The organism is Nonomuraea sp. NPDC050328, assembly GCF_044459405.1.
GTDB lineage: Bacteria > Actinomycetota > Actinomycetes > Streptosporangiales > Streptosporangiaceae > Nonomuraea.
This window is the reverse complement of sequence record NZ_JBITIW010000002.1, coordinates 272,222-298,441: the sequence shown is the minus strand read 5'-3', so window position 1 is coordinate 298,441 and position 26,220 is coordinate 272,222. Positions and strand designations below refer to the sequence as shown.

General features: G+C 73.6%; 25 protein-coding genes. 14 read left to right on the top strand and 11 right to left on the bottom strand.

Annotated features, from left to right (window positions below; all coding sequences use genetic code 11):
* Positions 1 to 25: 25 nt before the first annotated feature.
* From ACIBG7_RS07540 to ACIBG7_RS07510, 7 genes are read left to right on the top strand one after another with little or no spacing between them, the layout of a single operon-like run.
* Positions 26 to 1,471, top strand: coding sequence for an FAD-linked oxidase C-terminal domain-containing protein (locus tag ACIBG7_RS07540; RefSeq protein WP_357927369.1), 1,446 nt, complete (start codon positions 26 to 28; stop codon positions 1,469 to 1,471).
* Positions 1,472 to 1,524: 53 nt separating this feature from the next.
* A complete protein-coding gene (locus tag ACIBG7_RS07535; protein WP_397335535.1) occupies positions 1,525 to 2,544 on the top strand; it encodes an FAD-binding oxidoreductase in 1,020 nt (339 codons plus the stop codon).
* On the top strand, positions 2,545 to 3,768 hold the full coding sequence (locus ACIBG7_RS07530; protein WP_397335534.1) for a (Fe-S)-binding protein: 1,224 nt from the start codon (positions 2,545 to 2,547) through the stop codon (positions 3,766 to 3,768). It begins immediately after the preceding gene.
* Between the two features lie 2 nt (positions 3,769 to 3,770).
* Entirely contained in the window at positions 3,771 to 4,511 is a 741-nt protein-coding gene (locus ACIBG7_RS07525) for an IclR family transcriptional regulator (protein ID WP_397335944.1), read from the top strand.
* Between the two features lie 20 nt (positions 4,512 to 4,531).
* Entirely contained in the window at positions 4,532 to 5,269 is a 738-nt protein-coding gene (locus tag ACIBG7_RS07520; protein ID WP_357927376.1) for an IclR family transcriptional regulator, read from the top strand.
* A gap of 3 nt (positions 5,270 to 5,272) precedes the next feature.
* Complete coding sequence (locus ACIBG7_RS07515; RefSeq protein WP_357927378.1) at positions 5,273 to 5,479, top strand: DUF2277 domain-containing protein; 207 nt, start codon at positions 5,273 to 5,275, stop codon at positions 5,477 to 5,479.
* Positions 5,480 to 5,525: 46 nt separating this feature from the next.
* Positions 5,526 to 7,409 (top strand): hypothetical protein, encoded by a 1,884-nt coding sequence (locus ACIBG7_RS07510; protein ID WP_397335533.1) that lies wholly within the window; start codon positions 5,526 to 5,528, stop codon positions 7,407 to 7,409.
* Here the strand turns inward: ACIBG7_RS07510 and ACIBG7_RS07505 are convergent.
* The gene (locus ACIBG7_RS07505; protein WP_397335532.1) at positions 7,406 to 7,858 is read right to left on the bottom strand and encodes a hypothetical protein; all 453 of its coding nucleotides are present in this window, start codon (positions 7,856 to 7,858) and stop codon (positions 7,406 to 7,408) included. The two genes, ACIBG7_RS07510 and ACIBG7_RS07505, sit on opposite strands and share 4 nt — an antisense overlap.
* 94 nt (positions 7,859 to 7,952) lie before the next feature.
* Between ACIBG7_RS07505 and ACIBG7_RS07500 the strand changes: the two genes are divergently transcribed.
* The 7 genes from ACIBG7_RS07500 to ACIBG7_RS07470 all read left to right on the top strand — a co-directional run bounded on the left by ACIBG7_RS07500 (position 7,953) and on the right by ACIBG7_RS07470 (position 12,813).
* A complete protein-coding gene (locus ACIBG7_RS07500) occupies positions 7,953 to 8,633 on the top strand; it encodes a response regulator transcription factor (RefSeq protein WP_357927384.1) in 681 nt (226 codons plus the stop codon).
* Positions 8,630 to 9,814, top strand: a complete 1,185-nt coding sequence (locus ACIBG7_RS07495) for a HAMP domain-containing sensor histidine kinase (RefSeq protein ID WP_357927386.1) — start codon at positions 8,630 to 8,632, stop codon at positions 9,812 to 9,814. Before ACIBG7_RS07500 ends, ACIBG7_RS07495 begins: the two co-directional genes overlap by 4 nt.
* A 46-nt stretch (positions 9,815 to 9,860) precedes the next feature.
* Complete coding sequence (locus ACIBG7_RS07490) at positions 9,861 to 10,175, top strand: PepSY domain-containing protein (RefSeq protein WP_397335531.1); 315 nt, start codon at positions 9,861 to 9,863, stop codon at positions 10,173 to 10,175.
* 79 nt (positions 10,176 to 10,254) lie between these two features.
* The gene (locus ACIBG7_RS07485; RefSeq protein ID WP_357927390.1) at positions 10,255 to 10,683 is read left to right on the top strand and encodes an Hsp20/alpha crystallin family protein; all 429 of its coding nucleotides are present in this window, start codon (positions 10,255 to 10,257) and stop codon (positions 10,681 to 10,683) included.
* Positions 10,684 to 10,744: 61 nt separating this feature from the next.
* The gene (locus ACIBG7_RS07480; RefSeq protein WP_357927392.1) at positions 10,745 to 11,086 is read left to right on the top strand and encodes a MerR family transcriptional regulator; all 342 of its coding nucleotides are present in this window, start codon (positions 10,745 to 10,747) and stop codon (positions 11,084 to 11,086) included.
* 60 nt (positions 11,087 to 11,146) lie between these two features.
* On the top strand, positions 11,147 to 11,752 hold the full coding sequence (locus ACIBG7_RS07475; protein ID WP_397335530.1) for an RNA polymerase sigma factor: 606 nt from the start codon (positions 11,147 to 11,149) through the stop codon (positions 11,750 to 11,752).
* Complete coding sequence (locus ACIBG7_RS07470; protein WP_397335529.1) at positions 11,749 to 12,813, top strand: CU044_5270 family protein; 1,065 nt, start codon at positions 11,749 to 11,751, stop codon at positions 12,811 to 12,813. Before ACIBG7_RS07475 ends, ACIBG7_RS07470 begins: the two co-directional genes overlap by 4 nt.
* Here the strand turns inward: ACIBG7_RS07470 and ACIBG7_RS07465 are convergent.
* From ACIBG7_RS07465 to miaA, 10 genes are all read right to left on the bottom strand, one after another.
* Positions 12,810 to 13,484 (bottom strand): HNH endonuclease family protein, encoded by a 675-nt coding sequence (locus ACIBG7_RS07465; protein WP_397335528.1) that lies wholly within the window; start codon positions 13,482 to 13,484, stop codon positions 12,810 to 12,812. The two genes, ACIBG7_RS07470 and ACIBG7_RS07465, sit on opposite strands and share 4 nt — an antisense overlap.
* Positions 13,485 to 13,551: 67 nt before the next feature.
* Positions 13,552 to 16,692: a 2Fe-2S iron-sulfur cluster-binding protein gene (locus tag ACIBG7_RS07460; protein ID WP_397335527.1), complete on the bottom strand. Its 3,141-nt coding sequence runs from the start codon at positions 16,690 to 16,692 to the stop codon at positions 13,552 to 13,554.
* Complete coding sequence (locus ACIBG7_RS07455) at positions 16,689 to 16,937, bottom strand: sarcosine oxidase subunit delta (protein ID WP_357927401.1); 249 nt, start codon at positions 16,935 to 16,937, stop codon at positions 16,689 to 16,691. Before ACIBG7_RS07455 ends, ACIBG7_RS07460 begins: the two co-directional genes overlap by 4 nt.
* Complete coding sequence (locus ACIBG7_RS07450; RefSeq protein WP_357927403.1) at positions 16,937 to 18,139, bottom strand: sarcosine oxidase subunit beta family protein; 1,203 nt, start codon at positions 18,137 to 18,139, stop codon at positions 16,937 to 16,939. The genes ACIBG7_RS07455 and ACIBG7_RS07450 overlap by 1 nt, the downstream gene beginning before the upstream one ends.
* Positions 18,136 to 20,505, bottom strand: a complete 2,370-nt coding sequence (locus tag ACIBG7_RS07445; RefSeq protein WP_397335526.1) for an FAD-dependent oxidoreductase — start codon at positions 20,503 to 20,505, stop codon at positions 18,136 to 18,138. The genes ACIBG7_RS07450 and ACIBG7_RS07445 overlap by 4 nt, the downstream gene beginning before the upstream one ends.
* Positions 20,506 to 20,591: 86 nt before the next feature.
* Complete coding sequence (locus ACIBG7_RS07440) at positions 20,592 to 21,350, bottom strand: SDR family NAD(P)-dependent oxidoreductase (protein ID WP_397335525.1); 759 nt, start codon at positions 21,348 to 21,350, stop codon at positions 20,592 to 20,594.
* Between the two features lie 56 nt (positions 21,351 to 21,406).
* Positions 21,407 to 23,692, bottom strand: a complete 2,286-nt coding sequence (locus tag ACIBG7_RS07435; RefSeq protein WP_357927409.1) for a tetratricopeptide repeat protein — start codon at positions 23,690 to 23,692, stop codon at positions 21,407 to 21,409.
* Between the two features lie 19 nt (positions 23,693 to 23,711).
* On the bottom strand, positions 23,712 to 24,467 hold the full coding sequence (locus ACIBG7_RS07430) for a hypothetical protein (protein WP_397335524.1): 756 nt from the start codon (positions 24,465 to 24,467) through the stop codon (positions 23,712 to 23,714).
* Positions 24,468 to 24,518: 51 nt separating this feature from the next.
* Complete coding sequence (dapF, locus tag ACIBG7_RS07425) at positions 24,519 to 25,325, bottom strand: diaminopimelate epimerase (RefSeq protein ID WP_397335523.1); 807 nt, start codon at positions 25,323 to 25,325, stop codon at positions 24,519 to 24,521.
* Positions 25,297 to 26,193 carry a tRNA (adenosine(37)-N6)-dimethylallyltransferase MiaA gene (gene miaA / locus ACIBG7_RS07420; RefSeq protein WP_397335522.1) on the bottom strand — a complete coding sequence of 299 codons (897 nt, stop codon included), beginning with the start codon at positions 26,191 to 26,193 and terminating at the stop codon, positions 25,297 to 25,299. The genes dapF and miaA overlap by 29 nt, the downstream gene beginning before the upstream one ends.
* Positions 26,194 to 26,220 lie beyond the last annotated feature (27 nt).

The window sequence follows — 26,220 nt, the reverse complement described above, 5'->3', positions numbered from 1 at the left end:
TTTCCGGACCGACGGGAGGGGTGACGTGCGCGACCTGTCCGCCTTCACCGCCCGGTTGCGGGAGTTCCTCCCGCCCGAGGCGGTGATCACCGATCCGGTACGGCTGCGCACCTACGAGTGCGACGGCCTGACCTACCACCGCGTCACCCCGGGCGTGGTGGTCCTCCCGGAGTCCGCCGAGCAGATCGCCGCCGTGGTCAGGCTCTGCAACGAGTACGGCACGCCGTTCGTGGCGCGCGGCTCGGGCACGGGCCTGTCCGGCGGCGCGCTGCCGCGCAGCGACGGCGTGCTGATCGTGACCTCGCGGATGCGCCGGATCCTGGAGATCGACCTGCCCAACCGCCGCGCGGTGGTCGAGCCGGGCGTCACTAACCTGGCGATCACCGAGGCGGTGCGCGCCGACGGCTACTACTACGCCCCCGACCCCTCCAGCCAGCAGGTCTGCTCGATCGGCGGCAACGTGGCGGAGAACTCCGGCGGCGCCCACTGCCTGAAGTACGGCTTCACCGTCAACCACGTCCTGGCCTGCGAGCTGGTCACCCCGGACGGCGACCTGGTCACGCTCGACCGGATGGATCCCGGTTTCGACCTGCTGGGCGCTTTCATCGGCTCGGAAGGCACCCTGGGCATCGCCACCAAGATCACCGTACGGCTGAGCCGTACCCCCGAGTCGGTGATCACCGTGCTGGCCGCCTACGCCGACCTGGAACAGGGCGGCCGGGCGGTCTCGGCGATCATCGCGGCCGGGATCGTGCCCGCGGCGATCGAGATGATGGACGCCCTGGCCATCGAGGCCGCCGAGGCCGCGGTCGCGTGCGAGTACCCGCGGGGCGCGGGCGCCGTGCTCATCGTCGAGCTCGACGGCCCGGCCGAGGAGGTGCGGCGGCAGTTCGAGCAGCTCCAGGAGATCTGTTCCGGCGCCTTCGAGCTGCGGGTGGCGGCCGACGCGCTGGAGCGGGCGGCGATCTGGAAGGGCCGCAAGTCCGCCTTCGCGGCGGTCGGCCGGATCAGCCCGGCCTACATCGTGCAGGACGGCGTGGTCCCGCGCACCTCGCTGCCGAGCGTGCTGGCCGGCATCGACGAGCTGTCCGCGCGGCACGGGATCGCCGTGGCCAACGTCTTCCACGCCGGCGACGGCAACCTGCACCCGCTGGTCCTGTTCGACGACGCCGAGGAGGGCGCGGGCGAGCGGGCCGAGACCGTCTCGGGCGCCATCCTCGACCTGTGCCTGGCGCACGGCGGCTCCATCACCGGCGAGCACGGCGTGGGCGTCGACAAGGCGCGCTACATGCCGAAGATGTTCACGCCCGACGACCTGGACACCATGCAGCTCGTGCGCTGCGCCTTCGATCCGCGCGGCCTGGCCAACCCGGGCAAGGTCTTCCCCACCCCGCGGCTGTGCGGCGAGGTGCCGGGCGTGCGCAAGGGCGTGCACCCGCTGGTCGAGTCGGGGAGGGCCGAGCAGTTCTGAGCATCGACGGGGTCACCGTACGCGCGGCGGGGCCGGACGACGTGGTCGCGGGCGTGCCCGCGACCTGGGTGGCGCTGCCGGAGAGCACCGAGGAGCTCGCCGCGGTGCTGCGGGCCTGCGCCGAGCGCGGGCTGGCGGCGGTCCCGGTCGGCGGCGGCACCAAGCTCGACTGGGGCGGCCCGCCCGAGCGCTGCGACGTGCTGCTCGACCTGTGCTGCCTCGACCGCGTCCTGGAGCACGCCGCCGGCGACCTGGTCGTGCGCGTGCAGGCCGGGCTCACCCTCGACCGGCTGGCCGCCGCGCTCGCCGCCGCGGGCCAGGAGCTCGCGCTCGACCTGCCGCTGCCGGGCGCGACCGTCGGCGGGACGCTGGCCACCGGCCTGGCCGGGCCGCGCGCGCTGCGCTACGGCACGCCGCGCGACCTGCTGATCGGGATCACCGTGGTGCTGGCCGACGGCACGATCGCCCGCTCCGGTGGCAAGGTGGTCAAGAACGTCGCCGGCTACGACCTCGGCAAGCTCTTCACCGGCTCCTACGGCACGCTCGGCGTCATCGCCGAGGCGACCTTCCGGCTGCACCCGCTGCCGCAGGACCGCCGCTGGCTGGTGACGCGGCGCGACCCGCGCGAGGTCTTCCCGGTGCTGGCCGCGCATCAGGCCGAGCCGAGCGCGATCACTCTCGACTGGCCGGAGGGGACGGTGACCGTCCTGGTCGAGGGCGCCGCAGCCGAGGCCAGGGCGCAGGCGCTCCGCCTGGAGGTGGGCGGCGACCTGCTCGCCGGGGAGCCGGCCGGCTGGGCCGGGCTGGACGAGCCGGTGACCGAGGTCAGGACCCTGCCCACCGGCCTGCCCGCGCTCCTGGACGCGCTGGGCGAGGCCAGGACGCGGCTGTGGCTGGCCGACCACCTGGTGGCCTACACCGCCGCCGGGCCCGATCGCCTGCACGGCGACGGGCGTCGCGTGCGCGCGCTCGGTCAGCCGCAGGCCGCGCCCAACCCCCTGCTCCAGCGGGTCAAGGAGCGGTTCGACCCCGGTCGCGTGCTGGCGCCCGGCCGCCTTCTCGGAGGGTTCTGAATGGATCCGGAGCTCATCGGCGACTGCGTGCACTGCGGCTTCTGCCTGCCGGCGTGTCCGACGTACGTGCTGTGGGGCGAGGAGATGGACTCCCCCAGGGGCCGGATCCACCTGATGGCCCAGCACGTCGAGGGCACCCCGCTCACCTCCGAGATGGCCGGGCACTTCGACGCCTGCCTCGGCTGCATGGCCTGCGTCACCGCCTGCCCCTCCGGCGTGCGGTACGACCGGCTGATCGAGCAGACGCGGGCCGAGGTCGAGCGCGTGCACGTGCGCGACCCGCAGGAGCGCGCGATCCGCGGGCTGGTCTTCAGCCTCTTCCCCTACCCGCGCCGGCTGCGGCTGCTGCGGCTGCCGATGCGGCTGACCGGCCCGTTGCGCGGCTTCCTGGAGCGGGTGCACCCGAGCCTGGGCGCGATGGCCGCCCTCGCCCCCGAACCCGGCCCGCGCTCTCGGCTGCCCCGGCTGGTCAAGGCCCGCGGCCCGCGCCGGGCGAGCGTGGGCATGCTGCTCGGCTGCGTGCAGCGCGAGTTCTTCCCGCAGGTCAACGCGGCCACCGCCCGGGTGCTGGCGATGGAGGGTTGCGACGTGGTCATCCCGCCCGGGCAGGGCTGCTGTGGCGCGCTCAGCGTGCACTCCGGCCGCGAGGACCAGGCGGTACGGCTGGCCAAACGCACGATCCGCACCTTCGAGCGCGCCGGGGTCGACACCGTCGTGGTGAACGCCGCCGGCTGCGGCTCGTCGATGAAGGAGTACGCCGACCTGCTCGAGGCCGAGCCGGAGTGGGCCCGCCGCGCCTCCCGGATCAGGACCGTCGACCTGGCCGAGTGGCTGGCCGAGCTGGGCCCGGTCGCGCGGCGCCACCCGCTGCCGCTGACCGTCGCCTACCACGACGCCTGCCACCTGGCCCACGCCCAGGGCATCCGCCGCCAGCCCCGCGACCTGCTGGCGGCCATCCCCGGCCTGACCCTGCGCGAGCTGCCCGAGCCGGAGATCTGCTGCGGCTCGGCCGGCACCTACAACATCTTCCAGCCGCGGGCGGCGGCCGAACTGGGCGACCGCAAGGCCGCCGGGCTGGCCGGGATCGAGGCCGACCTGCTGGTGTCGGCCAATCCCGGGTGCACGCTGCAGATCGCCTCGGCCATGCGGCGGCGGGGCGGGCGGGTGCGGGTCGCGCACACCGCGCAGGTGCTGGACGCGTCGCTCCGGGGGGTGGGGTTGTGAGCGTGCAGAGCGTGGAGCGCGCCTTCGACGTGCTGGAGGCGCTGGCGGCGCACGGGGGCGAGGCGGGGCTGTCGGAGCTGGCCGCGCGCACCGGCCTGCCGTACGGGACGATCCACCGGTTGCTGCAGACGCTGCTGGCCCGGGGGTACGTGCGTCAGGAGGCGGACCGGCGGTACGCGCTGGGCGGGGCGCTGGTCCGGCTCGGCGGGGTGGCCGAGCGGATGGTCGGCGAGTGGGCCCGGCCGTATCTGGCGCGGATGGTGGAGCTGTCCGGCGAGACGGCCAACCTGGCGGTGCTGGAGGGCGACTTCATCGTCTACGTGGCCCAGTCGAGCTCGCCGCGGCGGCTGCGGATGTTCGCCGAGGTGGGCAAGCGGCTGCTGCCGCACAGCACGGCGGTGGGCAAGGTGCTGCTGGCCGACCGGCCGGAGGCGGAGGCCGTGGCGTTGTTCGAACGCACCGGGATGCCGCGCAAGACCGCCAACACCATCACCACGACCGAGGCCATGCTGGGCGAGCTGGCGCGGGTGCGGCACCAGGGGTACGCGCTCGACCTGGGCGAGGAGGAGCTGGGCGTGCACTGCCTGGCCGTGCCGGTGCACGACGGGGAGCGGGTGGTGGCCGCGATGTCGGTCTCCGGCCCGGCCGAGCGCATCGACGCCCTCGACCGCGAGGAGCTCGCGGAGGGCATGCGGAAGATCGCCTACGCCTTCGGGACGGAGCTCAACCCGCTGCGGGCCTGACGCGGCTACGCTGTTGCGCCATGAGCAACAGCTCCGTGCAGTCGGTCGACCGGGCCATCGCGATCCTGGAGATCCTCGCCCGCGAGGGCGCCACCCGCGTCACCGACCTGGCCGCCGAGCTCGACGTGCACAAGTCCACCGCCTTCCGGCTGCTGGCCGCGCTGGAGCAGGGCGGCCTGGTCGAGCAGAGCGGCGAGCGCGGCCGCTACCGGCTCGGCTTCGGCGTCGTCCGGCTGGCCGGCGCGGCCAGCGCGCAGCTCGACCTGTCCCGCGAGAGCCGCGAGGTCTGCCGCCGGCTGGCCGAGGCGGTCGGCGAGACGGTCAACCTGGCGGTGCCGCAGGACGGCCACGCGGTCAACATCAGCCAGGTCCGCGGCCCGGCGGCGATCAGCGGCCACAACTGGGTCGGCCAGCGCACGCCCGCCCACGCCACCTCCAGCGGCAAGGTGCTGCTGGCCTTCGGGGCGCTGCCGCTCGCGCCGGTGCTGGAGCGCTACACCGCCGCGACCGTCACCGATCCGGACGCGCTCGGCCTCGACGAGATCCGCCGCCGCGGCTGGGCGGCCACGGTGGAGGAGCTGGAGGTGGGGCTGAACGCGGTCGCGGCGCCGGTCAGAGGCGCCGACGGCTCGGTCGTGGCCGCCGTGAGCGCCTCCGGGCCGTCCTACCGGCTGACCACCGAGCGGCTCGCGGAGGTGGCGGCGGCGCTCGTCGAGGGCGCGGGTGAGATCAGCCAGCGGATCGGCTATTACCGTTGAGACATGTGTAGAAGCATCAAGACGCTGCGCCCGCCGTACACCGAGGAAGTCACGGAGGAGGACGTGCGCGCGGCCGCCCTGCAGTACGTCAGGAAGATCTCCGGCTTCCGCGCGCCGGCCAAGCACAACGCCGAGGCCTTCGACCGCGCGGTCGCCGAGATCACCCGCGCGTCGGAGGAACTGCTCAGCTCCCTGCAGATCGGGCGTTGACAACCGCCCCGATGCGGTGAAGCGTCCCTCCTGAGGAGGGACGCCAATGATCAGCGGGCTCTATCGCGGCCGGAACGGTGACTCCGAGGTCGAGCTGAGGGTGGATCTCGACGGCCCGAGGGCGACCGGGCGGGTGAGCGGGGACCTGTTCGCGCGCGCCGGGGAGACGCTGTCCTACGTCGGCTCGTTCGTCGTGCACGCGCCCGAGCGGCGCGGGGCGGTGGTGGGCGGCACGGGCGCGTTCACCTACCCGGTGACCGGCAGGGACGTCGAGCTGGGCGAGACCGAGCTGCTGCTGGACGGGGTGCGGTACCCGCTGGAGTTCGCCTCGCCGTATTTCCGGCGGGTGCTGCTGGAGATCGACTCGGTGGTCGGGGCCGTGCCCTTCGTCGCCTACGACACCGGCTCGCTGCCCGGGCCGCCGGGCGATCCCCGGGTGCTCGGCGTGACCGAGGCCTACGCCGAGGCCGGCGTCGAGCTGGTGACCGGTCCGCCGGGCGTGACCCCGGTGGACGGCTCCGGCGCCGACCTGGCCTGGGACGACGCCGAGCTGCACCATGCGATGACGCAGGCGTTCACCGCCTTCGGCGACGGCGCGGCCTGGCGGGTGTGGCTGCTGGTGGCCAGCAAGCACGTGGGCGGCTACCGCGGCATCATGTTCGACTACAACGACGCCTGCCAGCGCCAGGGCGCGGCGGTCTTCCACGACGCGATCAAGGGCGACAGCCCGCAGGCGCAACGCGCGCAGCTCCGCACCTACGTGCACGAGCTGGGGCACGCCTTCAACCTGCTGCACTCCTGGCAGAAGAACCTGGCCACGCCGCCGCAGCCGCTCGGCCCCGACGGAGGTTTCGGCGACCTGTCGTGGATGAACTACGTCCAGAACTACCGGCCCGGCGGCGAGCGCGGCTACTGGGCGGCCTTCCCCTTCCAGTTCACCGACACCGAGCTCATCCACCTGCGGCACGGCTTCTACCGCGACGTGGCGATGGGCGCGAACGCCTTCGGCAGCGGCGCGGCCGAGATCCAGCCCTTCGAGCAGCCGGTCGAGGACCACTCGGGGCTGCGGCTGGAGGTCAGGGCCAAGGAGTGGTTCGGCTTCGGCGAGCCCGTGGTCGTCGAGCTGAAGCTGGCCACCGCCGGCGAGCCCCGGCACACGCACAGCCACCTTCACCCCGACACCGAGTTCACCCAGGTCTCGATCACCCAGCCGTCCGGGCGGACCGTGCTCTATCGGCCGATGATGCGGCACTGCGTGGACCACTCCCTCGACGTGCGGCTCGACGCCGGCAACCCGGCCATGTACCGCAGCGCCTACATCGGGCACGGGCGCGACGGGCACTACTTCCAGCAGCCGGGCGAGTACCGCGTCCGCGCGCAGTACATCGCCGCCGACGGCTCGCGCATCGTCTCGCCGACCTGCCTGGTGCGGGTGCGTTACCCGGTCGCCGATGCCGACCACAAGGTGGCCGAGCTCATGCTCGGCGAGGAGCAGGGCAAGCTCTTCTCCCTGCTCGGCTCCGACTCCCCCACCCTCAGCTCCGGCAACGCGGCTCTCGACGAGGTCATCGACCGGTACGGCGGGCATCCCCTGGCCACCTACGCGCGCCTGGTGAAGGGGCTCAACGCCGAGCGGGAGTTCAAGCACCTGGAGGGCAGCCGGCTGCAGATCCGCCCGCCGGACGCGCAGGAGAGCATCACCCAGCTCGGCGCGGTGGTCCGCGAGGGCCGCGTCGACAACATCACCCTCAACCTGGCGATGCGCCGCCTGGCCAGGGCCGAGGCACGCAAGGGCGACCTCGACCGGGCCTACGCCGTCCTGGACGACATGGTGGACACCTTCGCCGGAAAGCACCTCAACGCGGTCGTGCTACGGCAGATCCGGCGGCAGGCGGAGCTCACCAAGGCGGCGTTGAGCGCGGAGAGCTAGCCGGTCACCAGCGCGGGCCGGTCGCCGGAGCAGGCCACGCGCACCTCGACGTCCTCGCGGTCGTCGCCGTCGAACTCCACCCGGGCGACCGGCGCGGGACCGGGGTCGGCCTCGTCGATGGAGTAGCCCTGCGCGGGACTCCACGACCTCAGGGTGACCTGGCCGGCCTCGCAGACGGCCACGACGGTGCCGCCGGGCGAGGTCAGGGCGGTCGCCTCGCCGGTCACGGCCGGGCGCGGCGAGGAGGGACTGAGCGACGGGCGAGGCGAGGCGGGGCTGAGCGCCGGACGCGGGGAGGCCGACGCCGAGGCGAGGGCCGCGCGCACCTCGTCCTGGCTCATCACGTGCCCGTGGGTGCCGAGCAGCCCGCCGAACAGGCCGAGCACCGCGACCGCCGCGGCGGTCGCCGCCACCACGATCGCGCCCCAGGCCAGCACCAGACGGGTCATCTCCCCCACTCTTCCGCATCTCGGGCTAAGGCCAGGTTAAGCCGACGATAAGCCGGCATGGACCACGCTCCGCCAGCGGTTACGGTAGCCCTCTATGGCGGACATCCTGCTGATCGAAGACGATGCGACGATTCGCACCGCGCTCACCCGCGGGCTGCGCGAGTTCGGGCACGCCGTCGCCTCCTCGCCGACCGCGCTCGACGGACTCCGCCAGGCCCTGGACGACCGGCCCGACCTGATCGTGCTCGATCTCGGCCTGCCCGACCTCGACGGCCGCGAGCTGCTGCGCATGATCCGCGCGGTCTCCAAGGTGCCGGTCATCGTCGCCACCGCGCGCGACGGGGACGCGGAGATGGTGCCGGTGCTCGACTCCGGCGCCGACGACTACGTGGTCAAGCCCTACAGCGCCGCGCAGCTCGACGCCCGCATCAGGGCCGTGCTCAGGCGCGGCGGGGAGGGGCGGGGGGCCGAGCCGTACCGGGTGGGCGGGCTGACGGTGGATCCGCGCGCCCGGGTGGCGACGCTGGACGGGCGCGAGCTGGATCTGACGCCGCGCGAGTTCGACGTGCTGTGCCATCTGGCGGCGCGGCCGGGCGAGGTGGTCACCCGGCGCGAGCTGCTCACCGAGGTCTGGCAGGTCCCGTACGGCGGCGCGGACAAGACGGTCGACGTGCACCTGTCGTGGTTGCGCCGCAAGCTGGGCGAGAGCGCCGCGAGCCCGCGCTACCTGCACACCGTGCGCGGTGTCGGGGTGAAGCTGGCCGAGCCGTCATGAGGCGCTGGCTGGCCCTGCTGGTGGCGGCGACCACCTCGCTGGTGCTGATCGCGTTGCTGGTGCCGATGGCGCTGCTCATCCGGGTGGCGGCCGAGAACGCGGCGATGAACCGCGCCACGGCCGCCGCCGAGGCCGTGGCGCTCTCGCCCGATCCCGAGTTGTCCGCGCAGCGCGCCTCGTTGCCGGTGACCGTCTACCACCGCCCTGCGCAGGCCGAATCCGCCGCGGTACGGCTGGCCGCGACCGGCCGCAGCGTGACGGCCGAGGCCGACGACGGGCGTGAGGTGCTGACCTCGGTCCAGTCGAGCGAGGGCACGGTCGTCATCTGCGTCTTCGTCAGCGAGGCCGAGCTGCGCAAGGGCGTCTCGCAGTCGTGGCTCGCCCTGCTCGTGCTGGGGCTGGGCCTGGTCGTGCTCGGCATCGGCCTGGCCGACCGGCTGGCCCGGCGGCTGACCGCGCCCATCCACGAGCTGGCCGGCGTCTCCCACCGGCTGGCGCGCGGCGACCTGGAGGCCAGGGCCGCGCCGGGCGGCCCGCCCGAGGTGGCCAGCGTGGCACTGGCCCTGAACCATCTGGCCGGCCGGATCGGCGACCTGCTGGCCGCCGAGCGTGAGTCGGTCGCCGACCTGTCGCACCGGTTGCGCACCCCGCTGACCGGGCTGCGGCTGGACGCCGAGGCGTTGCGCGACCCGGCCGAGGCGGCGCGGCTGGCCGCCCGGGTGGACGACCTCGAACGCGCGGTGAGCGCGGTCATCACCGACGCCCGCCACCGCACCGCCGCCTCCGCCTCGTGCGACGCCGCCGAGGTGGTGGGCGAGCGGGTGCGGTTCTGGTCGGTGCTGGCCGAGGACCAGGAGCGGGCGGTGACGGTGACGCTGCCCGAGCGGCCGGTGCACGTGGCCGTCGGCCGCGAGGAACTGGCCGCGGCGGTCGACGCCCTGCTCGGCAACGTCTTCGCGCACACGCCCGAGGGCACCGCCTTCGCCGTGGGGCTGTCGGACGAGGGCACGCTGACGGTGACCGACGAGGGACCCGGCTTCGACCCCGCCCTGCTGGAGCGCGGCACCAGCGGCACCGGCTCGACCGGGCTCGGGCTGGACATCGTGCGGCGCACCGCCGAGTCCTCCGGCGGCTCGATGCGGCTGACCGGACACGGCGTCGAGGTTCGGCTCGGACGTTAACCGCGGCTTAGCGCGCCTTTAGGGCGGATCGCGGTGCACTGGGATCATGCAGAAGACAACGAAGATCATCGTGGTGAGCGTTGCCGCCATGGCCGTCGTCGCCGGGGGCAGTGCCGCCTTCGCCGCCTCCCAGGAGGCGCCCGCGATCACCAAGGAGCGCGCGGTCCAGATCGCCCAGGCCCAGGTGCCGGGGGCGACGCTCACCGACGCCGAGCACGACGGCAAGGTCTGGGAGGTCGAGCTGCGCAAGGACACCGTCGAGCACGACTTCGACATCGACGACCAGAACGGCAAGGTCCTCAAGCACGACACCGAGACGGATGCCCAGGACGACGCCGACGACGCTCAGGATGACGACTGAGGGCTTGCTTCTATCCCGAAGTGGAGTTAACCTACAACTGTAGTTAGAGGTTAGCTTCACTACGAGAAGGAGACCGGCGATGCTGCTCACCTCCGTAGACCCGTTCTTCCAGGAGTTCGAGCGCCAGTTCAACCGCCTCACCCGGCAGACCGCCGAGCAGGGCCCGATCATGCCGATGGACGGGTTGCGCCGCGAGGACGACGTGGTCCTGCGGTTCGATCTGCCCGGCATCGACCCCGGCTCGATCGAGGTGACCGTCGACCGCGGCGTCCTCAGCGTCAGCGCCCGCCGCGAGGAGGAGATCGGCCAGGACGAGCGGGTGTTCGTCCGCGAGCGCCCGATGGGTACCTTCACCCGGCGCGTCTACCTGTCCGAGCACCTCGACAGCGACGGCATCGAGGCCGGCTACCACAACGGCGTGCTGTCCGTCCGCATCCCCGTGGTCGAGCGCGCCAAGCCGCGCAAGGTCGAGATCCGGCAGGGCGAGAACAAGGCCATCCGGGCCTGACGAGAGATCCAGCAGAGGGACGAGCCCGGCGGGCTCGTCCCTCTCGTCGTGAGGAGGCCGCATGGCTCGACTGCCGTTCGACGACGAGCACGCCCCGCTGTACTCGCTGGGGCAGGTCGCCGAGATGCTCCAGGTGCAGCAGGCCTACCTGCGCCGCCTCGACCAGCACGAGGTGGTCTCGCCCGGCCGCTCCCCCGGCGGCCAGCGCCGCTACTCCCGGCGCGACATCCTCGCCGTGCAGCACGTCACCCGGATGGCCGACGAGGGCATGACGCTCAACGCCATCCGGCGCATCCTCGAACTGGAGGCGGAGGTCACCCGGCTCCGCGCCGAGCTCAGGATCGCCCGCGAACGGCTGGCCGGGAACGAGCCTGGAACCGGCCGGGCGGGTGCGGGTGAGTAGAGGGTGACGGGCGCGGACGCGCCCATGAGAGGACCCTCCGATGCAACGACCCCTTCCGTGGTGAGCCAGGCCGTGCCGGCGGGCAGGCCGGCGGGCGCCACCGCCTCGGTGCCGCCGGCGCACGCCGACGCCCGGCTCATCGAGCAGTCGCTGGCCGAGCCCGAACGGTTCGCCGGGCTGTTCGACCGCTACGCCGAGGAGATCCACCGGTACGCCGCCCGCCGCCTCGGCCCGGAGAACGTCTCGGCCGCCGACGACGTCACGGCCGAGACCTTCCTGGCCGCCTTCCGCAAGCGGGGGCGCTACGACCTGGCCCGCCCCGACGCCCGGCCCTGGCTGTACGGCATCGCCGCCAACCTCATCGGCAAGCACCGCCGCACCGAACTGCGCCGGCTCCGCGCGCTGGCCCGGCTGGCCGAGCCGGTGCACGAGCCCTTCGAGCAGCGCAGCCACGACCGGGTCGACGCCGAGGTGCTGCGGCCCGCGCTGGCCGCCGCGCTCGCCGCGCTCAGCCGGTCGGAGCGCGAGCTGTTCCTCCTGGTCGCCTGGGCCGAGCTCTCCTACGAGCAGGCCGCGCAGGCGCTCGGCATCCCGCTGGGGACCGTGCGGTCCCGCCTGTCCCGCACCCGTGCCAAGATCCGCCGTGTCCTGGAGGCCGCCCGATGAACGAGATCGACCTTTACCGCGACGAGCGGCCGGATGCGGCGCCGTACGACCCGGGCACCAAGGCCATGGCCCGGGAGCGGCTGGCCGCGGCGGGGCGCGGGCGGACGGCTCGGCGGCGCGGGCCGTACCTGATGGTCGCGGCGGGCGGGCTCGCCCTGGCGGCGGCGGTCACGGTGGTCCAGGCGCTGCCCGCCACCCCGCCGGCCCAGTCAGCCCAGCCGGCCCAGTCGGCCCGAGCGGCCCGGACGACCGAGCCGGCCCTGACGCTGATGTCGGCGGCCGAGGTCCTCGACCGCGCCGCGCAGGCGGTGGACGAGGAGCTGACCCCGCGCGACGACCAGTACGTCGTGGTGCGCTCGCAGACCATGTACGGCTCCTACGCGCTGGGGAAGAAGGAGGAGCGCTGGCTCTATCGTTCCAAGCGCACCATCTGGCTCAGGGCCAGCCAGCCCGAGCAAGGACCGTACGGCGTGCTGCGCATCGAGATGCTGGAGCCACGCGCGTTCCCCGGCTGGCCGATCCCGCGCAAGGCCTTCGCCGAGGCGGCGGCCGGGCCGGAGCTGCGCGCGCTGGTCGATTGCGACGGCGGCACGATCCCCGAGCGGCTGCGCACCGACTACGTCTCGCTCAAGCGCCTGCCGGCCGACGCCGAGGGCATGCGCGCCCACCTCTACGCGCAGGAGGGTGAGCCGGACGACGCCGACCGCGCCGCCTTCCAGCGCGCCGGCGACCTGCTGCGCGAGACCTACCTGCCGCCCGCCCAGCGCAAGGCCCTCTACCAGGCGGTCGCCACCATCCCCGGGGTGAGCGTCACCGGGACGGCCGAGGACGCGGCCGGGCGCACCGGCGTGAGCATCGGGCGCGAGTACGGCGGGCAGCGCGACGAGCTCATCTTCGACCGCGAGAGCTTCGCCCTGCTCGGCGAGCGCAGCGTGGTGACCGACGCGGGCCGGGCGGGCGCGCCGGAGGGCAGCCTGCTGGCCTCGACCGCCCAGCTCGAGGTGTCGGTCTCCGACACCGCCCCCGAGCCGGACGAGCCGCCCTGCGGGGCCAAGGGCTAGCAGGTCTCCAGGCCGCGCTCCAGAGCCTTCTTCTCGGCCTCGGTCACCCACAGGTCGTACTTGGCCTTCACGTCGATCTGGCGGGTGACGTACTCGCACCAGTACGACCGGCGCGGCGGCATCCAGGTCGCCGCGTCGGAGTCGCTCTTCTGGTTGTTCAGCGGCCCGTCCACCGCCAGCAGGTTGAGCGGGTCGTTGGCGAACTGCCTGCGCTTGTCCGCCGACCACCGCTGGGCGCCCTTCTGCCAGGCGTCCGACAGCGGGATCAGGTGGTCGATCTGCACGGCCATGCTGGTGTCGTTGCCGCGCCGGAACTTGATGGTCTTGCCGCCGTAGGGGTCCTTCAGGACGCCGGTGAGCACGATGCAGTCGTGCGTCCCGGACTTGAAGGTCTCGTCGGTCAGGTCGCGCTTGAGGATGTCGTTGCGGGTGTCGCAGCCGTTGCGGTCGACGTCGGCCCAGGCGGGGCCGAACTCGTCACGGTCGAAGCCGGTCTTGGGCGCGCGGCCCTTGACGGCGAGCTTGTCCAGCTTCTTGCGCGCCTCGCCGGGCTTGCCGGTGCTGACCGGGTCCTTCTGGGGCTGGCGGTCGATGGCCGCCTCCAGGCCGCCGCACCCGCTCAGCGCCGCGAGGCCGATCATGCCCGCCATGCCTGCCACTGCCCACCGCATGCGCACGCGGCACGCTCCGTTCGGTCAAGTTCCGGTACGCCTTCCACCATATTTCCGGAAATAGCGGCTATATGCCGTCGAGGGCGTCCAGGAGCCATTCCGCGAGGTAGGCGGCGAAGGAGGAGCGGACGTAGAGGCGGTAGGTGTCGGGTTCCGTCCGCTCCAGCACCACGCCCGCCTTGCCGACGGTGGTCTGGGCGTGGCCGGTGAACACCCGGGGATGCAGGTCCAGCGGGCAGCCGGTCATCAGCACCTCCCGGGCGGCGGGGCCGGACAGCTCCAGCACGGTGCGTTGCCCGGACACCTCGACGCCGCCCGCGGGCGCCTCGCCGCCGACGACGAGCCACCACGCCGGACCGAGCCGCAGCCCGCGGCCCGGATCTTCCCCACGCACCTCCCACATCGGCACGAACGGCACCTCGCGCACCCGCACCCGCGCGCCGGAGGCCGCCGCGAACCGCCCGGCGAACCCCGCCGCCGGACTCACCGCCTCCAGCACCCCGGACTCCGGGTCAACCGGGTCAGCCGGGTCAACCGGATCAGCGAGCTCACCGGCCTCCGGGTCGCCGTCGCGGTGCAGGTCGTCGGGCTCCGGGTCGCCGTCGCGGCGGAGGTTGTCGGGGTCGTAGAACACCGGCGAGACGACGGTCACCGGCACCCGCCGCGCCCCGTCCACCGCGACCAGCCGCTCCCCCTCGGCCGCCTCCCGCACCAGCGCCAGCACCGCCACCGGATAGCTGGAGGTCACATACCCGATCGCCGGCGCGGCCCCCTCCCGGGTGAGCTGGGCCCCCTCCGGCACGGGCTCCTCCGCCACCAGTCCCACCAGCCGCTTACGAGACTCCCGCGCGGTGTCCGGCCGCAGGTGCGAGCGCCGCCCCACGAAGTCGGGCTTCCGCCGCGAGACGATCCACCCCATGCCGAGGTCCTGCGGCGTGACCGTCCCGTCCGTCTCCTGGCCGACGATCGCGAAGCCCTTCTCGGCCCGCAGCACGTGCATGGTCTCCGTCCCGTACGGCACCGCGCCCAGCTCCAGCACCCGCCACCAGAGCGCCCCGCCGTACTGCCAGGGCACGTTGACCTCGAAGGCCAGCTCACCGGAGAAGCTGATCCGGAACACCCGCCCGGGCACTCCGAGCACGGCGGTCTCGGCGTAGGTCATGAACGCCAGCTCCGCCGCCTCCGGCGCGAGCGCGCGGATCACCCGCCGAGCCCGCGGCCCGGCCACCGCGACGGTGGCCCAGTGGTCGGTGACCGACACGAAGCGCACGTCGAGCCGGGGCCACTCGGTCTGGTGCCACTCCTCCAGCCAGTCGAGCACGGCGGCGGCGTTGCCGGTGGTCGTGGTCATCAGGTAGTGCTCGGCACCGAGCCGCGTGGTCACGCCGTCGTCGAAGACCATCCCGTCGGCGCCGCACATCACCCCGTACCGGCACGAGCCGACCGGCAGCGTGGAGTACAGGTTGGTGTAGATCCGGTCGAGGAACTCCCCCGCGTCGCGCCCCCGGATGTCGATCTTCCCGAGCGTCGAGGCGTCCATGGCCGCCACCGCCGTGCGGGCCGCCAGGCGTTCGCGGGCCACCGCCTCGGCCATCGACTCCCCCGGCCGCGGGAAGTACCACGGCCGCTTCCACTGGCCCACGTCCTCGAAGACCGCCCCGCGGGCCACGTGCTCGCCGTGCATCGCGGTGACCCGCACCGGGTCCGACAGCAGCCCCCGGTCGCGCCCGGCCAGCGTCGCGAAGGACACCGGCGTGTACGGCGGGCGGAACGTGGTGGCCGCCGGCGTCACCCCCAGCAGAGCCCCCAGCACCCCGGCCACGATCGACGTCTTGCCCTGCTCGGCGCCGGTCCCCGCGGTGGTGAACCGCTTGACGTGCTCCGGCGAGCGCAACCCCGCCCCGACCGCCCGCGCCAGATCGGCCACCGTCACGTCGCGGTGCAGGTCCGCGAAGGCGGTCGCCGGGTCGTCCCCGCAGGTCCACAACCGGGCCGGCGGGCGGAGCGCGCCCTGGTCGCTGTCCGGCACCCGCACGGCGACGGGCGCCCCGTACCCGGTCAGCGCCGCCGCCTCGGCGCCCGCGGCCAGCCCGTCCGCGATGGCCTCGGCGCTGCCGTAGACCCCGCGGCACGCCCCGGCCGAGCGTTCGGCCTGCGCGGACAGGTGCGGGACGAAGGTCTGCAGCTCGTCGTCGAAGCGCAACCGCCCCTGCGACTGGCTGAACAGGTGCACGACCGGGTTCCAGCCGCCCGCGACGGCCAGCAGGTCGGCCTCGACGTGCCGGTCGCCGATCAGCACCCCGTCGAGCACCCCGGCGGCGTCGGCCGTGGTGCCGGTGACGAGCTGGCCGTCGGCGCGCGGGTCCACGACCGCGACGATCTCGACCCCGGCCGCCGCCAGGTCGCGGGCCGCCTCGTGGCCGGAGTCGGCGCACGCGAAGACCAGCGCCCGCCGGCCGGGGGCCACGCCGTACCGGTTGGCGTAGGTCCGGGCGGCCGAGGCCAGCATGACGCCGGGGCGGTCGTTGCCGGGGAAGGCGATCGGCCGCTCGTGCGCGCCGGTGGCCAGGACCACGCGGCGGGCGCGCAGGTGCCAGAGCCGCTCGGCCTCCGGCGTGGGGCGGGAGACGGCCAGGACGTAGTTGTGGTCGTAGTAGCCGGTGGCGGTGGTCCGGGTCAGGATCCGCACCTCGGGCAGTTCCCGCAGCCGGGCCTCGGCGTTCCCGGCCCAGCGCGCGGCGGGCGCGCCGTCGAGGAGCACGCGGCTGGACAGCAGGTCGCCGCCGAGCCGGGGTCCCTCGTCCAGGAGCACGACGCGGGCGCCCGCGCTGCCGGCGGCCAGGGCGGCGGCCAGCCCGGCGGGCCCGCCACCGATGACCAGCACGTCGCAGTGCAGGTAGGCCTTGTCGCAGCGCCGCGAGTCCGGTGCGGAGGGGTCGATGCGGCCCTTGCCGCGCAGGCTCCACGCCTCCAGCCCCTCGCGCAGCTCGATCGTGGTCGCCGGGAGCATCGGATCGGCGCCCACCCGGACCAGGGCGTTGGGCTCCTCGGGCCCGGCGGTGTAGACGCCGCGCGGCCGGCCCAGATCCACGCTGTGCCCGACGACCCGCACGCCGTTGCGCAGCAGCGCCGCGGCCAGGGTGTCGCCGGGCAGCCCGCTGTACGGCACGCCGTCGAAGCGGAAGGCCAGGGTGGGCGGGGTGGTCATGGCGCCGTCCTGATCTCGTGGGTCACGGTGTGCCGCCGGACGGTGAACCACGTCCGGCAGCCGCCGGAGTGGAACCAGCGCTCGTGGAACCAGCCCTTGGGGTTGTCGCGCAGGAAGACGTACTCGGCCCAGGCCGCGTCGTCCAGGTCGCCGGGCCGTTCGGGGTAGGCGATCCCGGCCTGCCCGCCGTACCGGAACTCGTTCTCGTCACGTGGCCCGCAGTGCGGGCAAGGCAGGAGCATCATCAGTGTGCGACCGCCGCCGCTCCGTGTTCGTCGATCAGCGCCCCGGTGCGGAAGCGCTCCAGCGAGTAGGGCTCGGCCAGCGGGTGGGGCTTGCCGTGCGCGATGGTGTGCGCGTAGGCCCAGCCGGAGCCCGGGGTGGCCTTGAAGCCGCCGGTGCCCCAGCCGGCGTTGATGAACAGGTTCTCGACCGGGGTGGGGCCGATGATCGGGGAGGCGTCGGGCGAGACGTCCACGATGCCGCCCCAGGTGCGCAGCACCCGCACCCGGGCGAACAGCGGGAACAGCTCCAGGGCGGCGGCCATCTGCGCCTCGATGACGTGCGCGGCGCCGCGCTGGCCGTAGGAGGTGAACTGGTCGATGCCCGCGCCCATGACGAGCTCGCCCTTGTGCGCCTGGCTCACGTAGACGTGCACCGCGTTGGACATGACCACGCAGTCCAGCACCGGTTCGAGCAGCTCGGAGACCAGGGCCTGGAGCGGGTGCGACTGCAGCGGCAGCCGGATCCCGGCCTGGGCGGCCAGCACGCTGGTGTGCCCGGCGGCGGCCAGCGCGATCTTCCCGGCGTGGATGACCCCGGCGTTGGTCCTCACCGCGACCGCCCGGTTGCGGGTGATCTCGAAGCCGGTGACCTCGGTGTTCTGCAGCAGGTCGATGCCGTACCGGTCGGCCTGACGGGCCAGCGCCCAGGCGACGTGGTCGTGCTTGGCGATGCCGCCGCGCCGCTGGAGGGTGGCGCCGAGCACCGGGTAGCGGGCGCTGCCGCGCACGTTGACGATCGGGCAGAACTCGGCCACCTGGTCGGCGTCGAGCCACTCGGCGTCCACCCCGTTGAGCAGGTTGGCGTTGACCCGGCGGCGGCCCTCGCGCACATCGTGCAGGGTGTGCGCGAGGTTGAGCACGCCGCGCTGGCTGAACTGCAGGTCGTAGTCGAGCTCCTCGCTGAGGCCCTCCCAGAGCTTGAGCGAGTGCTCGTAGATGGCCGCGCTCTCGTCCCAGAGGTAGTTGGAGCGGATGATCGTGGTGTTGCGGGCCATGTTGCCGCCGGCCAGCCAGCCCTTGTCCAGGACCGCGACGTCGGTGATGCCGTGGTTCTTGGCCAGGTAGTAGGCGGTGGCGAGGCCGTGGCCGCCGGCGCCGACGATCACCACGTCGTAGGAGTGCTTGGGCTCGGGGGTGCGCCAGAGGAAGTCTGGGTGGGTCACCGACGGATCTTCTCCATCTTGGGGTCGTACAGCGGCTCGGCGGCGACCGTGGCGGGGACCAGGCGGTCGAAGTAGGCGATCTCCACCTCGGTGCCGGGCTGGGCCAGCTCGACGGGCAGCCACGCGTAGGCGATGGCGTGGCCGACGGTGTGCCCGTAGGCGGCGCTCGTCACGTGGCCGACCGTCCGGCCGGCGTGCCGTACCGGCTCCTTGCCCAACACCACGGCGGCGCTCAGCAGGGGCACGAGTCGGCGCACCGGCTCGCGGGCCAGGGCCTCGCGCCCGAGGAAGTCCTTGTCCTCCCGGACCGCGAAGCCGATCCCGGCCTCGTACGGGTTGTGCTCGGGCGTCATGTCCACGCCCCAGAGCCGGTAGCCCTTCTCCAGCCGCAGCGAGTTGAAGGCGGCCCGGCCGCCGGCCGTCACGCCCTCGCGGTACAGCGTGTCCCAGAGCTTCAGCCCGAGGTCGGCGCTGGTGTAGAGCTCCCAGCCGAGCTCGCCCACGTACGAGACGCGCATGGCCAGCACCGGCACGTGCCCGACGTAGCCGCTGCGGCAGGAGAAGTAGCGGAAGCCCTCGTGCGACAGGTCCATGTCGGTGAGCGGCTGGACCAGCTCCCTGGCCTGCGGCCCCCAGACGCCGATGCAGCAGGTGCCCGGGGTCAGGTCGGCGACGCGCACGTTGGCCGGGGCGTGCCGGCGCAGCCAGTCGAGGTCGAGGTTGCCGTTGGCGCCGACCTGGAAGCGGTCCTCGGCCAGCCGGGCGACGGTGAGGTCGGAGCGGATGCCGCCCCGGCTGTCGAGCAGGAGGCTGTAGGTCACCGAGCCGGGCTTGCGGTCCACGTCGTTGGTGGTGAGGTACTGCAGGAAGGCGGCCGAGCCGGGGCCGCTGACCTCGATGCGCTTGAGCGGCGTCATGTCGTACAACGCGACGCGCTCGCGCGTGGCCCTGGCCTCCCCGGCGGCGATCGGCGACCAGAAGCGGGCCGCCCACTCGTCGCGCTCGGGCACCTCCTCGGCCAGGGCGGCGTTGGCCTCGAACCAGTGCGGCCGCTCCCAGCCCGCGCCCTCCAGGAAGCACGCGCCGAGCTCGCGCTGGCGCACGTGGAAGGGGCTGGTGCGCAGCGGCCGGGGCGACTCCATCGGCTGCAGCGGGTGGATGATGTCGTAGACCTCGACGAAGTTCTGCCGGCCGCGCTCCTCGACGAAGGCCGGGGCGAGCTGCACGGGCTCGAACCGGTTGAGCTCGCACTCGTGCAGGTCGAAGGTCGAGACGCCGTCCACCAGCAGCTCGGCCACCGCCCTGGCCACGCCCGCCGAGTGCGTCACCCAGACCGCCTCGGCCAGCCAGAAGCCCTCCAGCTCGGCGGCCTCGCCGATGAGCGGGAAGCCGTCGGGGGTGAAGGAGAAGACGCCGTTGATGCCGTCGGTGTGCTTGCTCGCGGCCAGTTCCGGCAGCAGCTCGGCGGCGTCGGCCCAGGCCGGGTCGAAGTCCTCGGCGGTAAAGGCCTGCACCGAGGGCATGGTCGTCGCCCTGGCGGCGATCTCGTGCTGGGCGACCGGCATCGGGCGGTGGGCGTAGGAGCCGATGCCCAGCCGGTCGCCGTGCGCGCGGAAGTACAGGTCGCGGTCCTGGTGGCGCAGGATCGGCAGCGACTCGCGCACACCCGCCAAGCGGCCGGAGCGGGCGTACTGGTGGGCCAGCGGCAGCAGCGGCACGCTCACCCCGGCCAGCGCGCCGATCGTGGGACCCCAGAAGCCGGCGGCGCAGACGACCACGTCCGCCGGGACGGTCCGCGGGCCGTCGGCCGACTCGACGGTGACCCCGACGACCCGGCCGCCGCGTTGCTCGACGCCGACGACGGTGTGCTCGCCCAGGAAGCGGGCTCCGCGGGCGATCGCCCGCCGGGCCTGCGCCTCGCCGCTGGCCACGGCGTCCGCGAGGCCGTCGGTCGGCACGTGGTAGCCGCCGAGCACCTTGGCCCGGTCGAGCAGGGGCCAGAGCCGGGCGCACTCCTCGGGGCCGATCACCTCGCCGTGCACCCCCCAGGACTCGGCCCAGCCGCGGCGGCGGTGCAGGTCGTGCAGGCGCTCGGGGGTGGTGGCCACCTCCAGCCCGCCGACCTGGTCGAAGGTGCCCAGCGCGAGGTACTTGCGCACGGTGTAGGCGGCGAACTCGGTCATCGCCTTGGACGAGTTGGTCTGGAAGACCAGCCCGGGCGCGTGGGAGCTCGACCCGCCCGTGCGGAACAGCGGGCCTCGCTCGACGACGGTCACGTCGGTCCAGCCCCGGCCGGTCAGCTCGTCGGCGAGCGCACAGCCGACGATGCCGGCTCCAATGATCACTAATCGCGGCCGGCCCACCATGCGCCCTCCGGTTGTTCCTTAATACGCAACACGCACCGGACTACGCAACGACCATAGAGCGCCGACCGCCCCGCTACAAGAGCGCCTCAGGTCAGCAGGATGCCGCCGTCCACCGGAAGGACCACCCCGGTGATGTAGGAGGAGGCGTCGGAGGCCAGGAAGACCGCGGCGGCGACCAGCTCGGCCGGATCGCCCGCCCGGCCCATCGGCACCCGGGAGTCGAGCATGCGCTCCAGGTAGCCGGGGGCGTACTGCTCGGTCATCTCCGAGGCGAAGAACCCCGGCTCCAGGCAGTTCACCCGGATGCCGCGCCGCCCGGTCCACTGCTGCGCCAGGTCACGGGTGAGCCCGATGACCCCCGCCTTCGACGCGCTGTAGGCGGCCTGCGGCAGCCCCGCGGTGGTCTCGCCGAGGATGCTGCCGATGTTGACGATGGACGAGCCCGGCGCCATGACCCGCGCGCACGCCTGCGCCATCCAGTAGGTGCCGTGCAGGTTGATGTCCACGACCGCGCGGAACTGCTCGGGAGTCTCCCGCAGAGCCGGTACGGCGGTGCCGACCCCGGCGTTGTTGACCAGCACGTCGACCCGGCCGAAGGCCTCCATCGCGGCGCCCACCAGGCCCTCGCAGGCGGCCGGGTCGGTGACGTCGGTCTCGACGGCGACGCACCGGCGGCCGGTCTCCTCGACCAGCCGCCGCGTCTCCTCCAGGCGGTCCTTGCGCCGGGCGCCGATCGCGACGTCGGCGCCCGCCTCGGCCAGGCCGCGGGCGAAGGCCACGCCGAGCCCGGAGGAGGCGCCGGTCACGATGGCGACCTTGCCGCCGAGGCTGAACCGTTCGAGCATGGCGAATCTCCTTCGACCCGTACGTTCTGGATAGAAGGAGATTCTAGAGAGAACGATTAGAGACCGTACTCCTTGGTGATGCGCTCGTGCCGCTCCACCTCGACGTCGATCTCGCGGGCCAGGTCGAGCCAGGCCAGCGGGTGCGACCAGCGCTCGGTGGCGTCGTCGAGCAGCGCGTCGACCTCCTCGGCGCTCACGCCGGGCGGCACGGCGACCCAGCCGTACAGGCCGGGCAGGCGCTCACCGGTCGAGGGGTGGGTGACGGTGTAGTTCTCGTCGCTGTAGACCCACATCGGCCAGCCGCGCTCGGCCATGACCTCGGTGAACTCGGCCCAGTCCGACTCCGACGGCGCGGCGCCGTCGAAGAAGTAGCTGGTGTAGCCGCCCTGGCGCAGCAGGCTGACCGCGGCGAACGGCGGCACGAAGTTCTGCTGCTCCTCCGGGGAGGAGGGGATCGGCTCCAGCAACTGCGGGTCGAAGACGACCAGGTCGCCGGCGTTGTACTCCATGCCGCGCGGCTGCGGCAGCGCCAGGCGGGCGGTCGCCGGGCCGGTGCGGATGGACAGGATCTGCCGCTGGCTGCCGTCGGGTGCGGGGAGGATGATGCGGACGAGCCCCATCTCCTCCTCGACCGGGCCCTCGGTGGACTTGAGCGGCATGCCGATCTTGGCGGCGCCCCGCCGTACGGTCGCCCAGTCCTCGGCGGAGGTCGCCATGACGATCATGCGCCAGACGTCCTCCTCCGTGGTGTCCTCGTCGTCGATGACGTTGAGGAGCACGGTGGCGGCCTTCTCGTTCTCGCCCATCTGCTGGAGCGCGCCGGACAGCAGGCGGCGCGCGGCGATGCCGCCGCCGTTGGTGACGGCGTGCTCGGCCTCGCCGACCGCCTCCTCCCAGCGCTCGCGGGCGGTGTGCAGGCGGGCCAGCGTGAGGTGGCGCTGGACGTGCGGAAGCTGGGCGGCGAGCTGCTCCAGCCGCTCGTCCTGGCGGGCCTCGATGAGCAGGGTGGCCAGGTAGGCGATGTCCTCGGGGTCGGCCGCGGCCACGTCGCCGCCGTCGACCAGCAGCTTCCAGTAGATGTCGGCGCCGCGCGCCGGGTAGCCGAGGAAGCCGAGCGTGGTGGTGTGCCGGCGGGTGGCCTCCAGGTCGGTGCCGGACAGCGGCTCCAGCCAGCCCACCCACTTCTCCGGGTCGGCGTTGAAGCCGTCGGCGGCGTCGAACTGGCCGACACGCTCCTCCAGCGAGCCCTCGGGCTCGGCGGGCGGCTCGGTGGCGTCGGCGGCGGCGCGCAGCGCGGCGATCCGCTCGGCGACGCCCTCGTCGGCCCGCAGCTCGCCGGCGTAGGACTGCGCGGCGTCGGCCAGCAGCCTGGCCTGCCACACGCCCTGACGGGCCACGGCCAGCTCGCCGGCGACCAGCGCCAGCTCGACCCGGGCGCGGTAGCCGCCCATGGTGCCGAAGTAGTCGATCCACTGGCGCAGCACGCGGCCGAGCTGCCAGGTGTTGGTGATCTGCGCGGAGGAGGCGAGCTTGGCGACCGCCTGGCTCCACTCGGCGAAGACGCGCGGGTGCTCGCCGACCACGTCGAGGTCGGGCAGGGCGTCGACGGCCTCTTCCATCCGGCCGAGCTCGGCCAGGATGCGGGCGCGGCGCACCGCGTCGCGGTACGGCTTGGCCACCGGGTCGTCGGCCTGGAAGTCGACGGCCGCCTGGAGCGCGGTGAGGGCGGCGTCGGCGCGGCCGGCGGCCAGCAGGGCGCGGGCGCTCTCGGCGCCGAGCTCCCAGCTCGCCTGCTTGCCGTCGGCGCGCAGGCGCTCGACGGCGGACTCGGCGTAGGCGACCGCCTCGTCGGCGCGGCCGGCGTCGGTGAGCGCCGAGACGTACTGCGTCACCAGGCCGCAGTAGGCCAGGTGGTCGGGGCCGAACTGCTCCAGCGCGGGGCCGAGCTTGGCCAGCCGCTCGGCGGCGTAGCCGGGTGCGTCGGTGTTGGCCCAGGCCACCGCCAGCGCCTCCAGGGCGGCCGGGGTGCTCGGGCAGTCACGCACGTCCTCTCGCTCGGCGAAGGCGACCAGCGCCTCCGCGTCGCCGATCGCGACCGCGCCCTGAGCGCGGTCGCCGACGCGGCCGACCAGGTGCCAGTAGCGGGCGTAGAGCTCCAGCCAGGGCATCTGGAGGGTTTCCGCCTGCTGCGCGATGGCGGGCGCCATCACGTCGAGCTGGGCGTACCGCCCTTGGTATGCCTGCGCGGGAAGGTCTCCCAGCGCCATTGCGAGCCCGCCCTGACCCGCTTCGCCGAGCTGCTGCTGGGTGTCGCCGACCCACGACCAGATGTCCACGTCCATGGGCAGAAAGTCTGCCAGGTCAACTGGCATGCCCCAAACGCACGAGCCCGATGAGCTCGTCGCGTTCCACCTCAGAGAGCACTTCGAAGAACGGGGCCATCACGTCGTTGGTCTGCTCCTCGATCACCTTCCGGCGTTCGACCACGTCGGGAGCGGGCGCCGGGTACGGCTCCGGCCATTCGAAGAATTTCGCCATCGTCTCGCCCGCGACGTTACCGAAAGGTGTTCCGGGGTGCTCGATCGCGAGCATCGCGTCCAGCGGATGCATGCCCGCCGCGACGACGGCCGCCGCGTGCACGCCGCCGCGCAGTTCGCGCACGACGTGCATGAGCTGGGTGGCCCGCGCCGGCGCGTCGGCCGGCAGCGGTACGGCCCGCCACCCGGCGAACAGCGGCGCGCCCACCGGCGAGGCGTGCTCGACGACCGGCTCCAGCAGCTCGGCCAGCCGGGCGCAGCCGTCGAAGCCGCCGAGGTTGCGCCGCCCCCACTCCTGGCAGGCCACGGCGTAGCGGGCCACCGCCTGCTCGACCGGGACCTTGCGCCCGCCCTCCCAGCTCTCGGTGACGTGCGCGGGCGGGAAGAAGACGGCGACCGAGGTCACCACGTCGGCGTGGACCTCGCCGAGCACGCCGCAGCGGCCGCGGAAGTAGGCCTCGCGAGGACCGAGCCGGAGCTCCTCGCAGGCCGCCTTGGCCTCGCGCGAGAGCATCCACTTGCCGCCGAGCACGCCGATGGGGCCTTTGACCTCGGCCGCCGTGGTGCGGGGATCCGCCATGCCGTACCTCCTGGGGTGGGGAAGACGTCCCCAGAATCCCTCAGCAGAACATCATTCGGCAAGTTCTCCGGAGGCGATGATCACCGCCGGGCCGGCCAGGTAGCTGGTCTCGGCGGTGAGCGTCACGGTGAGCCGGCCGCCGAGCACCTCGACCGTCCAGGTGCCGGTGCTCTCCCCGGCCAGGTGGGCGGCGGCGACGGCGGTGGCCACCGCGCCGGTGCCGCACGAGCGGGTCTCGCCGGAGCCGCGCTCGTAGACGCGCATCACCGCGCGGCGCGGGCCGACCGCGTTGAGCAGCTCGATGTTGACGCCGGTCGGGAAGACCGCCGGGTCGAAGGCGGGCTGGTGGTCGAGCACGAGCTGGGTGACCGGGTCGCCGATGACGCAGGCCAGGTGCGGGTTGCCCACGTCGATGTGCAGGCCGGTGTACTCCTGGCCGGCGACGGTGGCGACGCTCTCGCCCAGCACGCGCGGCAGGCCCATGTCGACGGAGATCTCGCCCTCGGCGTCCACGCGGACGGCACGCAGCCCGCCGCGGGTGGCGATGGCGAACTCCGCCGGGTCGGTCAGCCCGGCGTCGATGAGGTGGCGGGCGAAGACCCGGACGCCGTTGCCGCACATCTCGGCCATGCTGCCGTCGGAGTTGCGGTAGTCCATGAACCACTCGGCCTGCCCGGCCAGGTGCGAGACCTCGGGTGAGACCTTGGTGCGCACGACGCGGAGGACTCCGTCGGCGCCCAGACCCGCGCGCCGGTCGCAGATCGCCGCCACGCGGGCGGCGGTCAGCTCCAGCTCGCCGTCGGGATCGGGCAGGATGACGAAGTCGTTCTCAGTGCCGTGCCCCTTCAAGAACCTCATGCGCCAAGCCTATGAGGTCCGGCGAATCGTACGGCAACCAGACCACCCTGGGGTCGCGCCGGAACCACGACTCCTGCCGCCGGGCGAAGCGCCGGGTGGCCCGGACGGTCTCCTCGAAGGCCTGCTCCTCGCTCCACTCGCCGTCCAGGAAGCGCAGCACCTGGGCGTAGCCGAGCGCCCGCGAGGCGGTGAAGCCCTCGCGCAGCCCCGGCAGCGAGCGCACCTCCTCGACCAGCCCCGCCGCCCACATGCGCTCCACGCGCAGCGCGATCCGCTCGTCGAGCTCGGGCCTGGGCACCGACAGCCCGATCTGCACGCTGGGGTAGACCGCCTCGTAGGAGGGCATCGTCGCGGAGAACGGCCGCCCGGAGAACTCGATCACCTCCAGCGCCCGCACGATCCGCCGCCCGTTGCTGGGCAGGATCGCCTCGGCCGCCACCGGGTCGGCCACCCGCAGCCGCTCGTACAGCTCCCGCGGCCCGCGCTCGGCCAGCTCGGCCTCCAGGCGGGCGCGGATCTCCGGGTCGGTGCCGGGGAACTCCAGCTCGTCGAGCGCGGCCCGGACGTAGAGCCCGCTGCCGCCGACCAGGATCGGCGTCTCGATCGTGTCCAGCAGCGGCCGGACCTGCTTCTGGTACTCGGCCACGCTGGCGGTGACGCTCACCTCCCAGATGTCCAGGAGATGGTGCGGAACCCCCTTGCGCTCGGAAAGGTCGAGTTTGGCCGTGCCGATGTCCATTCCTCGGTAAAGCTGCATGGAGTCGGCGTTGATGCATTCGCCGCCCAGCCGGAGGGCGAGATCCACGGCTAGGTCGGACTTTCCGGCCGCGGTGGGTCCCACGACGGCGATGACTGGCTGCTGGCGCACACCGATAAGTGTGTCAACGATGCGGGT